14 protein-coding genes are annotated in these 11,587 nt (G+C 27.8%); 5 read left to right on the top strand and 9 right to left on the bottom strand.

What is annotated here, in order from left to right:
• Positions 1 to 59 precede the first annotated feature (59 nt).
• Both BS62_RS02575 and BS62_RS02570 read right to left on the bottom strand, forming a co-directional pair.
• Complete coding sequence (locus BS62_RS02575) at positions 60 to 584, bottom strand: hypothetical protein (protein WP_496489672.1); 525 nt, start codon at positions 582 to 584, stop codon at positions 60 to 62.
• Positions 585 to 603: 19 nt separating this feature from the next.
• A complete protein-coding gene (locus BS62_RS02570) occupies positions 604 to 1,488 on the bottom strand; it encodes a LysR family transcriptional regulator (protein ID WP_496489671.1) in 885 nt (294 codons plus the stop codon).
• A 175-nt stretch (positions 1,489 to 1,663) separates the two neighbouring features.
• Between BS62_RS02570 and BS62_RS02565 the strand changes: the two genes are divergently transcribed.
• Positions 1,664 to 2,671: a YeiH family protein gene (locus tag BS62_RS02565; RefSeq protein WP_496489670.1), complete on the top strand. Its 1,008-nt coding sequence runs from the start codon at positions 1,664 to 1,666 to the stop codon at positions 2,669 to 2,671.
• Between the two features lie 49 nt (positions 2,672 to 2,720).
• Here the strand turns inward: BS62_RS02565 and BS62_RS02560 are convergent, their stop codons facing one another.
• Positions 2,721 to 3,197: a ferritin-like domain-containing protein gene (locus tag BS62_RS02560; protein ID WP_496489799.1), complete on the bottom strand. Its 477-nt coding sequence runs from the start codon at positions 3,195 to 3,197 to the stop codon at positions 2,721 to 2,723.
• 128 nt (positions 3,198 to 3,325) lie between these two features.
• The gene (locus BS62_RS02555) at positions 3,326 to 4,198 is read right to left on the bottom strand and encodes a VanW family protein (protein ID WP_496489669.1); all 873 of its coding nucleotides are present in this window, start codon (positions 4,196 to 4,198) and stop codon (positions 3,326 to 3,328) included.
• A 128-nt stretch (positions 4,199 to 4,326) separates the two neighbouring features.
• Here BS62_RS02555 and BS62_RS02550 point away from each other — a divergent pair, with 128 nt between their 5' ends.
• Entirely contained in the window at positions 4,327 to 4,743 is a 417-nt protein-coding gene (locus tag BS62_RS02550; RefSeq protein ID WP_496489668.1) for an EamA family transporter, read from the top strand.
• Here the strand turns inward: BS62_RS02550 and BS62_RS02545 are convergent.
• The 4 genes from BS62_RS02545 to BS62_RS02530 form a co-directional block, all read right to left on the bottom strand.
• Positions 4,740 to 5,426, bottom strand: a complete 687-nt coding sequence (locus BS62_RS02545; protein WP_496489667.1) for a DUF421 domain-containing protein — start codon at positions 5,424 to 5,426, stop codon at positions 4,740 to 4,742. The genes BS62_RS02550 and BS62_RS02545 overlap by 4 nt on opposite strands.
• A 12-nt stretch (positions 5,427 to 5,438) precedes the next feature.
• Positions 5,439 to 5,813 carry a DUF4363 family protein gene (locus BS62_RS02540; protein WP_496489666.1) on the bottom strand — a complete coding sequence of 125 codons (375 nt, stop codon included), beginning with the start codon at positions 5,811 to 5,813 and terminating at the stop codon, positions 5,439 to 5,441.
• Between the two features lie 90 nt (positions 5,814 to 5,903).
• The gene (locus BS62_RS02535) at positions 5,904 to 6,719 is read right to left on the bottom strand and encodes a polysaccharide deacetylase family protein (protein ID WP_496489665.1); all 816 of its coding nucleotides are present in this window, start codon (positions 6,717 to 6,719) and stop codon (positions 5,904 to 5,906) included.
• Positions 6,720 to 6,770: 51 nt separating this feature from the next.
• Positions 6,771 to 7,523: a hypothetical protein gene (locus BS62_RS02530; RefSeq protein ID WP_496489664.1), complete on the bottom strand. Its 753-nt coding sequence runs from the start codon at positions 7,521 to 7,523 to the stop codon at positions 6,771 to 6,773.
• Between the two features lie 245 nt (positions 7,524 to 7,768).
• Between BS62_RS02530 and BS62_RS02525 the strand changes: the two genes are divergently transcribed.
• The gene (locus BS62_RS02525) at positions 7,769 to 8,641 is read left to right on the top strand and encodes a cation diffusion facilitator family transporter (protein ID WP_496489663.1); all 873 of its coding nucleotides are present in this window, start codon (positions 7,769 to 7,771) and stop codon (positions 8,639 to 8,641) included.
• A 186-nt stretch (positions 8,642 to 8,827) separates the two neighbouring features.
• Here the strand turns inward: BS62_RS02525 and BS62_RS02520 are convergent, their stop codons facing one another.
• Positions 8,828 to 9,310: a hypothetical protein gene (locus BS62_RS02520; protein WP_496489662.1), complete on the bottom strand. Its 483-nt coding sequence runs from the start codon at positions 9,308 to 9,310 to the stop codon at positions 8,828 to 8,830.
• Positions 9,311 to 9,527: 217 nt separating this feature from the next.
• On the opposite strand from BS62_RS02520, the gene BS62_RS02515 reads away from it, so the two are divergent.
• Both BS62_RS02515 and BS62_RS02510 read left to right on the top strand, forming a co-directional pair.
• Complete coding sequence (locus tag BS62_RS02515; protein WP_496489661.1) at positions 9,528 to 10,190, top strand: response regulator transcription factor; 663 nt, start codon at positions 9,528 to 9,530, stop codon at positions 10,188 to 10,190.
• A 37-nt stretch (positions 10,191 to 10,227) separates the two neighbouring features.
• The gene (locus BS62_RS02510) at positions 10,228 to 11,541 is read left to right on the top strand and encodes a HAMP domain-containing sensor histidine kinase (RefSeq protein ID WP_496489660.1); all 1,314 of its coding nucleotides are present in this window, start codon (positions 10,228 to 10,230) and stop codon (positions 11,539 to 11,541) included.
• Positions 11,542 to 11,587: the final 46 nt, after the last annotated feature.

The raw sequence follows: 11,587 nt of genomic DNA, 5'->3' as shown, positions 1-11,587 counted from the left end.
CATTTCGTAAATTTTTAACAAAATAAAATAAAAGTATTGCCGTAATTACGACAATACTTTTATCTTAAATCATTTATATTATTTTCTATACTTAAAAATTGAAGTATACTTTGTAGTGGTAGTTTTCTACTTTCTATAGATATTCCAAACTCTTCAAAAGATTTATTAACATCTACTCCGTATGTTTTTACTATTCCTTGCTCTAATTCATTGATATGAAGATAAATATATTCTTTTATATCTGCTAGACTTTTTATATTTTTTATTTCTTCTCCACGTAAAACATGTTTGAATATTTCAAATCCCTGACCTTTTGCTCCCCATATTACTATTTGAAATGTTACTAAAGATTTTTCTAAATATATTCCACTACTTATAGTATTCATTTCGTTTAAATTCTCATATAAATGTTGATTAAAATCTATAAACCCACCTGATGCTATTTCGTATATTTTTTGGTCATTATATTCAAAACTACTAGATTGTATTATTTCATGTAAATCTATATATCCATCGCTTTCTATTAGTATTTGTGCTAATTTTGTAGCCTGTAAAAATATTTTATCTTTAGTTATAAATTGCATCTTTATAATTCTCCTTTGTTTAATTATTTATATAACAAAATTTAATAAAATCTTCAACGAAATCCATGTTGCTGTCTTTTAGATATATAAAATTAAATTCTCTATATATTTCTAAATCTTCAATAGGAATGATTTTTATTGTTCCTAGTTCCAGCTCCTTTTTTATTGTTTCTTTTGAAATAATAGTATATCCTAAATTTGCTTCAACTAGTGACTTAATTGCAGGTATGCTACCAAGTTCCATATATGGATTAAAGCTATCCATGTTGTATCCTCTATCTTGCAACTTATTTTCAAATATTTCCCTTGTACCAGAGCCAGCTTCCCGTAATATTAATTTGCCTTGCAGAACTTCTTCAATAGAAACTTTATCAAACTTGCACAAAGGGTTTTTAGATGATACAGCAAGAACCAATTCATCATCTTTAAACTTTTTATAATTAAACTTATTTCTATTAAAATTCCCTTCAATAAATCCCAAATCAAGTTTTCTATTTAGTAATTTTTCTATTATATCTTCAGTATTGCCTACTTGAAGAATTATATCTATATTGGGATGAACTCTTTTATGCTCTGCTAAAATATACGGAAGTACATATCCACCTATAGTCATTGATGCACCGACATTATATACTTTTCGAATTCCATTTTTATTCTTTATTTCAGTTTCTAAATCTCTATATACAAGTTCTAATTTTTTAGCATATTTGAATAAAATTAACCCTTCTTCCGTTAAACTAATCTTCTTACCTTCTTTTTTAACTAAGTTAACTCCATAATACTCTTCAAGATGCTTAATGTGTTGAGACACAGCAGGTTGAGTTATATTTAAAATTTCTGCTGCCTTAGTAAAACTCTTAATACTTGCAACTGTAATAAATGTAGTCAATTTTATATCTTGCAAAACATCACCTCTAAAACTATAAACTTTTATTAAGTAATCTATTCTAAATTATATAATACTATATTAACAAAAAAGTTATAATAATTACTTATGATTTAATAAGAATACTTAATTTGTTTTTTAGTAAATTTTGTAGTATTATTAATTCGTAATCTAAGAGGGGGAGGTAATTTTCGTGGACTTTATTAAAAGAAATTCACCAGGTATTTTATTTGCATTTATTATAGCACTTGCTGCAAACTGGCTAGGCTCAATTTTTCCTATAATAGGTGGTGCAGTATTTGGAATAGTAATTGGAATTATTATTAATAACTTTATAGGTAAACCTAAGATTGTTGAAAAAGGTGTTACCTTTACTTCTAAAAAAATACTTCAATGGGCTATTATTGTATTAGGTGCAGGACTTAGTTTAACACAAGTATGGCAGACAGGACTAAGCTCATTTTCTGTGATGATATTTACTTTATTATCTGCATTTATTACTGCCTATGGTGTTGGTAAACTAATGGGTATACCAAGTAATTTAAAGACGCTAATAGGGGTAGGTACTGCTATATGTGGTGGATCTGCAATTGCTGCAATTTCTCCAATTATTGAAGCTGATGACATGGAAATTGCCTATTCTGTTTCTACTATATTTTTATTTAACGTTATTGCTGTATTAATATTTCCACCATTAGGTCATCTACTTGGTTTTTCAGATAGTGCTTTTGGGTTATGGGCAGGGACTGCTATTAATGATACCTCTTCTGTAGTTGCAGCTGGTTATGCGTATAGTAATGCTGCAGGTGCCTATGCTACTATAGTTAAGCTTACAAGAACTACAATGATCATTCCAATATCATTAATATTCTCATTTATAATAGCTTATAAAAAGAAAAAGGCTTCAATGGAAGATCAAGAGGTAAACTACAGTTTTAAAAAAATATTCCCTTGGTTTATAATTTGGTTTTTAGTTGCATCATTGTTAAATACAATAGGAATATTTCCAGCAAGTAGTATTCCCTATATTAATACTATAGGTAAATTTATGATAGTAATGGCTCTTACAGCAATCGGATTAAATTCAGATTTTAAAAAGATGCTTAAAACTGGAGTTAAACCTATAATCCTAGGCTTAATTGTTTGGTTTGTAGTTGCAGTTGTAAGTATTATAGTTCAAAATATTACAGGACAAATATAACACAAAAATAAGTGTGTTTTTTAACTAAAAAACACACTTATTTTTTATTTTAACAGTAAGTCTCTGTATCCTCGAGATTCAATACATTTGTATAAATAAAATTGTATAAATCGGCATGTCTTAATTCATCTGTTAATATATTGAAAGCCTTATCTCTATAGTAGTTATTTGGTAATCCTGCTAATATTTGTCTATATCTTCTAACTGCATTTGATTCTCCAAATAAAGCTTTTTTAATTCCTTCTTGAAAACTTTCTGGTGGTTCAAATTCTTCTTCTTTTGGTCTTGCTTCTCTTCCTGTAAATTCTCTATACATTTGTTTCCATACTATATTATGACCCATTTCATCGTCTCTTATAGATTTAATTATATCTACTATTTCTTTTCTCTGTGCTCTTGTAAGCCCTTCACTTGGAACATTATCTATTAGCCATTGATAAAACTGAGCATCTCCTCTTTCACCCTCAACAGATTGTTGTATTAAATTTATTGCTTCTATAAATTGCTGTTGTGTTGGATATTGCATATAGTTCACTAAAATGTCTCCCTTCTTATTAGTCATTAGGACATACGTCCTTAATTTATATTATGTTTTTTTTAAATATTTGTGAAAATAAAAAAATTAGTACTAAATATAAGCACTAACCTTTTTACTTAATTATTTCTTTCAATAATATAAGGCATTGGTCTATAATGACTTATTCCGAGATTTTTAATGTTAGTTGTATTATCTTCATTATAAATAGTAACAAAAGACTTAATCGTTGCTCCGTCCATTCCTTCAATAATTATTTTTTCAGTTCCTTTTTCAAGATTTGGGTTGTATTTATACACTTTTGGAGCAGTTGTTGTTTTTAGTATTTCATGATTCCAAGTTATCTTTGGTGGATATTCTACACCATAAAATCCCATATATAATACATTATCTAGTCCTTGACACCATATTAGTATAGGATGTGAAGTATTATTTAAAAATTTAAAATCCTTTCCACCATATGCTACTGTAGCATCTTGCCCGTAAGGTACGTAAGGAACAGGCATATTGTGATTATGTCGTTCTACAATTTTTAAATTACTTAAAATAGAAACATTATATAATGTAGATGCAATTTTACAAACTCCGCCTCCAACTGTAGTAGTAAGAGTTGAACCCATATATGTAGGTCCTTTCTTGTATCCTTTTGATTCAGTGTATGGTCCAAGTTTTTTGTTTTGAGCAAAGACTTCCCCTGGATTTACAACTATACCACAAAGTGAGCTTGCTGCAAGATGAACATTTTCTTCCTCTCCAGGAAGAGGATCTTTTAAAACTGTACAATATGCAGCCATAAGTACTGGAGTATTATGTTCACTGATAGCTTTTTTAAAACTATTATCTTCATCCCAGGGTAACTTATCTACAATACCTGACTGAGTTGGAAGTTGAGGATTATATAATTTTGTTTTTATATTATTTGTAGGATATTTAAATAAAACAAAAGTAAGTATAACTACCAATGAAAAGCTAAATATTATTTTTTTATTCATGTCTTTTCCTCCAGTAGAAAATTAACCAACGTTATATATATTTTGTGTTAAATAAAAAAAATTATAATATTATTAAAGTATAGGTAAATATTTAAAATTAATAATAATTAAGTCTATGGAGGAAATTTATGGTTATATTTTTATCTTTTATCGTAATGATTTGTTGGGGAGTTGGACCTATAGTTGCCAAAATTGGTTTAAAAGATATAAACCCACTAACTGGATTAATGTTAAGAAGCACAATGACTATGGTAATGGTTAGCTCTTGGATAGGAATTAATGGAGGTATTTCAAAGTTTAAATCTATTTCACTTTATGCAATTATATTTATAACTATAGATGCTATTATTACCACTGTAATCGGTGATTTAGCATATTACTCCGCTATTAAAAGAGGCCAAGTATCAATTGTAACAATTATTACATCTGCTTCTCCTTTAGTTACATTGTTATTGTCTACATTGTTTTTAGGAGAAGATATTACTTTTACAAAATTAATAGGTTCTATTTTAGTTATATTTGGTATTATTCTTACTGTTTATTAATATGTAGAAATGGTATTTTTCTTAAATATTACAAGATTACCTGATGGCTCTAACTCAGCTAAAGATACATCTTTAATATTCTTTATTCCCTTATTTGTTAACTCCTTAATTAATCTATCTTTATTGTAATTAACATGATTTAGATTTACATATATTATATCTCCATCTACTATTAGAGGTACTGTTATTCCAGAAACTCCTTTAGGTAAATTCATATCTTTTATTGTAACAGGCCTTTTTTCTGGTTTAGAAAAAACTGAAAGTTGACCTTGTGGTTCTAAAATAGCATAATCTATATCTCTTATACTGTCATATCCTTGTTGTCTTAAAAGTCCTAAAAATTCATTTAAACTCAAACTAGTTTTTCTAAGTGACTTCATATCTATTTGCCCACTATTTATTAAAATAGTTGGAACATCTTCTAATATAGGTGTAAGTTTATTTATTAATGAAAGTTTAGCTAAAACAACTGTTAACATTATTAGTACTCCTAGTCCTATAATAGTTGTTGGTAAAGATTCTGTAAGAAAAGGTTGTGCCGCCACATTTGAAAAAATCATAAATCCAGCTATTTCATATGATGCCATATGTACCATAGACTTATTAGATATGGTTCTTAAAAAAAGATAGGTAAAAATAAATACAATTATTCCTTTAGATATATAAGCTAATACCCCTGTCATTTTATCACTCCTTTATTGTTTAGGTATAATTTGAGTTATTAATCTTGTAGTATCTCTTAATGGGGCTATATACTCAAGTAGATCCTTATCTTTGTGTTTTGTGAGAATTGTTACTTGACTTAAATTTTCTTCAAATTTATCTACACCTTCAGTTGTATTTACTATTCTTAGTATAAATTCACTTTTCTTCCATCTCTTATCTATATCCTTTATGTTCTTGTCAATTTCATCCCAATTTTCCAACACCAAATTTTCTTCTATTTTATTTATATCATCCCCAATAGCCTTTGCAGATTTAGTAAGAGTATTAAAAGCAAAAACCATTGCTAAAAATAATAAAATAGTAAATATAATAAGTTGCATTGTAATATCTTTTTTGTAAAGCATATATATCACCTCATACTGATAGTTGACCTATTTTTAATATTGTATACTTCTTACATAAATAAAGAGACTAAATTAAAATTAGTCCCTTTATTAGTTATTTACATTTATCTCTTTCTTTTCTTGTTTTTTGTTATCCTTAGTCTTTTGGTTTTCTTCTTCTGTTCTTTTTATTAATTCAGACACTGTTACAAACTCATACCCTCTTTTTTTAAGTTCTGGTATTACAATTCTTAAAGCTTGTACAGTTTGAGAAGTAGTAGCTTTAGATCTATTATTATAATCGTGAAGTAATATTATATCTCCATTTTGTATCTTAGTTAGTAAAGGATTTGTTATATTATATACTCCTGGATTAGCCCAGTCTCTAACATCAATAGTTTTGCACCATAAAACCATTTTAAGATTTAACTCATTTACTAGATTAACCGTGTTTTGATTCATACCTCTATATGGTGGTCTAAATAAAGATGGTTTTTTACCTGTAAGATTATATATAGCTTCCTGTGATTTTAATATTTCTTCTTCTACCTTTGACTTACTGTATTTTGATACATTTATATGATTATAGGTGTGATTTCCTATTTCATGTCCCTCATCTATCATTCTCTTTACTATGTCTGGATAATACTCTACCTTTTTACCCATTACAAAAAAGGTGGCTTTTGCATCATTTTCCTTTAATATATCTAAAATTTGAGGAGTAAATTTTTCATGAGGTCCATCGTCAAATGTAATAACTATAATCTTTTGATTTTTTGTCCCATTTTTTATTATAACTTCTTCAGGTGCAACAACATTTGAATTGTCTTTTAAATATATATTTACTGAATTTTTTATATTTGAATTATATACAATAGCACCTAGTATAGCAAGGATACTTGCTAATAACGATACCTTCTTTAGCATACTCACACCTCTGTAATATAACCCCTTTACAGTTGTGTAAAGGGGTTTAGTTTATTTCATAAGATATTCATCTATTAAATCTTTGGTAAGTTTTTTTTCAACTTCTCTTATCTCTTTTATTATATTATCTTTAGAATGAACTAAAACACCCTTCTCAGAGTTATTAAGTGTATATATACTTAGTTTCTCTCCTGTACCTCTCTTCAATAGTTCTATATTACCGTGTTCTAAATTGTATTTTTTATTAAATTCATCCAGAGTTTTGCCTATAAATTCAACTTTATCTTTTTTAAGGTTAAAATCATCTGAATTTATATTTTTGTAATTATAATAATAGTTTACCTTATAGTCTGTATCTTTATAGTAATTATTGGCTACTCCTGGAAATTCACCTACTTTTGTTTCTGATATTTTACCTCCATTTACATAAACATATAGTGCATTTTTAGGATTTTTTACACTTGGGTAAACAAATTCCTTTGCAACAGGACCATCCTCTATTATATCTCGCCTATCAACAGTATTTATATCTATCATGTTAATATCATCTGCATTTATATAATATGTAACCGTATTAGGTTCTTTTAAATTATTATATAAATCATTTACGTTTTTACCTACTAATTCTTTAGTGTTTTTGGAAAAATACTCTACATCTTTTGTCAAATCAGATGTATTTTGTTCCTGTGTAGTTGTATTTTTATTTTGTCCAACATCTGCGTTTTTGTTATCGTCAACTGATTTATTGGCACATCCAACTAAACTTACTGTAATTACTCCAACTAAAGCTGCTTTTTTTATCATATTTCTACCTCCTTTAAATGCATATTTCAAATATATTGTTATATTAAAACTATGAATTTATTCTCTTTTTAAGATATATTTACATTATGAAATTTCATTTATAAATTGTAACTTAATATTTAAAATAGAATATAATATATCATCAGGCAATATATTTATTGCCGGGCTTTTATAGCAATGGATATAAATCCGTGGGATAGTTGAAAAAACTTTTCTATGGATTTTTCATTTTTAGGAGGGCTGTTATGGAAATCAATAAATATAATAAAGTGCAGCAAGTTTTATGGGTGATATTATTTGCAAATTTAGGAGTAGCTTTATTAAAAATTATCATTGGTACTTCTATTAAAAGTGCGAGTATGACTGCTGATGGATTCCATTCTATATCAGATGGAACATCTAATATAGTAGGGCTTATAGGTATTGCTTTGGCATCAAAGCCGATAGATAAAGAGCATCCATATGGCCATAATAAATTTGAAGTTATAGCAGGTCTTTTTATTGGTGGAATGCTTTTCTTTCTAGGTTCGAAAATAATTATAGAAGCAATTTCGAGATTTAAAAATCCAGTTACTCCAACCATAACTATAGCTAGTTTAATAGTTTTAGTTATTACTTTATTAATTAATATATTTGTATGTACTTATGAGTATAGAGTAGGTAAGAAATTAAATAGTTATATCCTTGTTTCTGATTCCCTTCATACAAAAGGTGATATATTTGTATCTATCGGAGTTTTAATAACATTAGTAGGAGTAAAGCTTGGTCTTCCTGCTATTATTGATCCAATAGCATCTTTAGTTGTTGCAGGCTTTGTACTTCATTCATCTTATGAAATATTTGAATCAACTATTGATATACTAGTAGATACAGCGATAATAGATGAAAGTGAAATAAGGGAAGTCCTTAAAGAATTTAAAGCCATAAAGGGTGTTCACAATATAAGAAGTAGAGGCACCGAAAATAATGTTCATATTGATATGCATATTCTGGTTGATCCTAGTATAACAGTTGAAAACTCCCATTTATTAAATCATGATATAGAAGATATCATAAGAGAAAAAATTAATAAAAGTGCTCAGGTTATAATTCATATAGAACCTTATTATGAAAAATAAACGAGTCTGTAAATAGATTTGTGTAAACTTCATATGAATATTTGTTTTTCAAGTAGTGGTTGATAAGATTTTTGGGAGCTAGGTTAGTGATAACACTAGCTCCCTTTTTACTATCACTTTCATTTCCCAAAAACAATACCCTTTAGGGATAATGTTTTTAATTTGTTGACTAAATTTACATTTAAATTATTCACTTATTGTACCGAAGCAACCGCCTCCTTGACCATTCCCCATCATTCCTCTACCTTGACCTTGTCTTTGACCGAAGTTTCCAGTACAGTTTTGAATATTTGTATTTAAGTTTGCTTTTAAATTTTCTCCCTCTTCCTTTGTGATTGCCCCTTTAGATACAGCATCATCAATAGATTTTGATCTTTCTTTAAGTAAAGAATCTCTTAATTCATCCTGAGTAATTCCTTTTTCTTCTGCTAAATCATACGGTGTTTTCCCTGAATTTATAGCATTTCTAATTTCTGTATCAGATAGACCTAGCTTATCATTTAGGATATTGCATATATAATCATATCCTCTCATAGATGTTATTCTTCCTAAGCCTAGTCTTTGCCCTGTTGTCTCTAAATTTGAGCTATCTGCAGATGCATATACAGTGGCTCCAATACCCATTGCCATAGTAAGTGCTAAGGCTGAAATAATATTACTTTTTTTCATTTTCATTTCCTCCAAACTTTATTTTAGTTACCATTTCTTTGGCACATATCTATAATAAACAAATATTTTGTTTAAATAATGGTGTAATTGTGATGGAATTGCAAAAGTTATATAAATTAATTTCACAAATTCATCACATTTAAAACAATCTTTAGTCAAATATATAAAATACAATTATAATATTAGTAGACTATTAAATAATAAGGTAGGTTTTATTATGAATAAAAAAATACTTATAGTTGAAGATGAAAATAAACTCTCTGAAGTAATGACTTTATATTTAAAAAAAGAAAATTATGATGTAGTTTGTGCTTCTGATGGTAAAGTAGCTGAAAATATAATTACTGACGATAAATTTGATTTAATCATTCTTGACGTCATGCTTCCTGGTAAAGACGGCTGGGCTCTACTTAGAAAAATTAAATCAAATAGTAATACTCCAGTAATATTGACAACTGCTAGGGGCGAAGAAGATGATAGAATCTTCGGTTTAGAGTTAGGTGCAGATGACTATATGGTTAAGCCACTGAGCATGAGAGAACTAGTTCTTCGTGTAAATCTAAGAATTAATACCCAATCTAATAAAGGAAAGTCTATAAACTTTGGTAATTTAACTATATTAGAAGAAAGTAGAGAAGTATTTGAAAATAATGAATCTATATATCTAACCCCTAAGGAATTTGATCTTTTACTATTTTTAAGTCAAAATACAGGACAGGTTTTTAATAGAGAGAGGTTATTAAATACTGTATGGAGTTATGATTATGTAGGTGACTCTAGAACAGTTGATACTCATATAAAAAAATTAAGAGAAAAAATAGAATTTTGTGCAATTCACCTTCAAACTGTATGGGGAGTTGGATATAAATTGGTACCCTAGCAAAAAGTTTTAATGGTTTTTATTGAAAGGAGTATTTATGGATAAAATAACAATAAAACTTACGAAGTATTTCATGCTTATAATTACATTAATTGTTGCTATAACCCTTATAACTAGCAGTATTTTTCTATCTAAATTTTATCTAAATCAGCAATATGATAGTTTAAGGCTTTCTGCTAAGGAAATATACAATTCATTGAAATCTAATGAGCAAATTACTAATACAGATATAACTGCAATACTTATTAATAACAGTAATGCTACTCCTCTAACTCATAGCAGAATGGGTATGATGCCATTTATGCGTTCTATAAGTGAAAACAATTTTAAAACCAAAGGTATTTTTCAAAATAATATGGGCGGAGAGTTTTTATATTACAAACTCCAAACTGATATTGGAGATATTGTAGTCTTCAAAAACAACAGATATTCTTCTGATTATTTAAGGGTAGTGTATATTGTTTTGTTTATTATATTCATATCGTCAATTTTGCTTTCAATTCCTTTAATATCTTATGTAGGCAAAAAATTTACAAGACCTATACTAAAATTACAAAGACTATCCTCTTCAATATCTAAAGGTGACTTCGATGTAGATTGTACCATTAATACTAATGACGAAATAGAAACATTATCTAATAGCCTTAATCAAATGGCTATTAGTTTAAAAAAGAAATATCAACTTCAAAGAGATTTTATAGCAAATGTATCACATGATTTCAAAACTCCTTTAAGTGTAATAAGGAGCTATAGTGAAGCAATATCAGACGGGATAGTTGATGAAAAAGACACTAAAAAATATGCTAAGGATATTATTAAAGAAGTTGATAGATTAAATTCTCTAGTTATGGATTTACTACAACTGTCAAAGCTTCAAGATGGTGTATACTCTTTATCAAAAGAATTTATTAATTTATCTAATCTTGTACATGAATGCGTTAATCAGTTTAATCCTATACTTAGTAAAAGAAATATATCAATAGATATTTCTATTGATACTATAAAGATCTATGCAGATAAAAGATATCTTCAAAGAGTATTATATAATTTTATTGATAATGCTATAAAATTTAGCTTCGAAAATAATAAAATAGAAATTTATACAACAAATATAAATGGGTCAATAAAATTATCAATAAAAGACTTTGGGATAGGTATAGAACAACATTTGTTAGATGATATTTGGGATAAATATTATAAAAACTCCCAAAGTGGTGGCATTGGCTTAGGCCTTCCAATTTGTAGAGAAATTTTAAAACTTCATGGATTTGAATACGGTGCAAAAACCTCAGATGTTGGCGGAACTGAATTTTATTTTGTTATACACCAAGATAGCATACGAAAATTATAAAATTTATTATTTATAAAAAGGCATCTACATTTAGTAGATGCCTTAA

The sequence above is a fragment of the Sporacetigenium mesophilum DSM 16796 genome, assembly GCF_059569055.1.
Note: the sequence above shows the minus strand (reverse complement) of the source record. Positions and strands in the feature narration are given on the sequence as shown.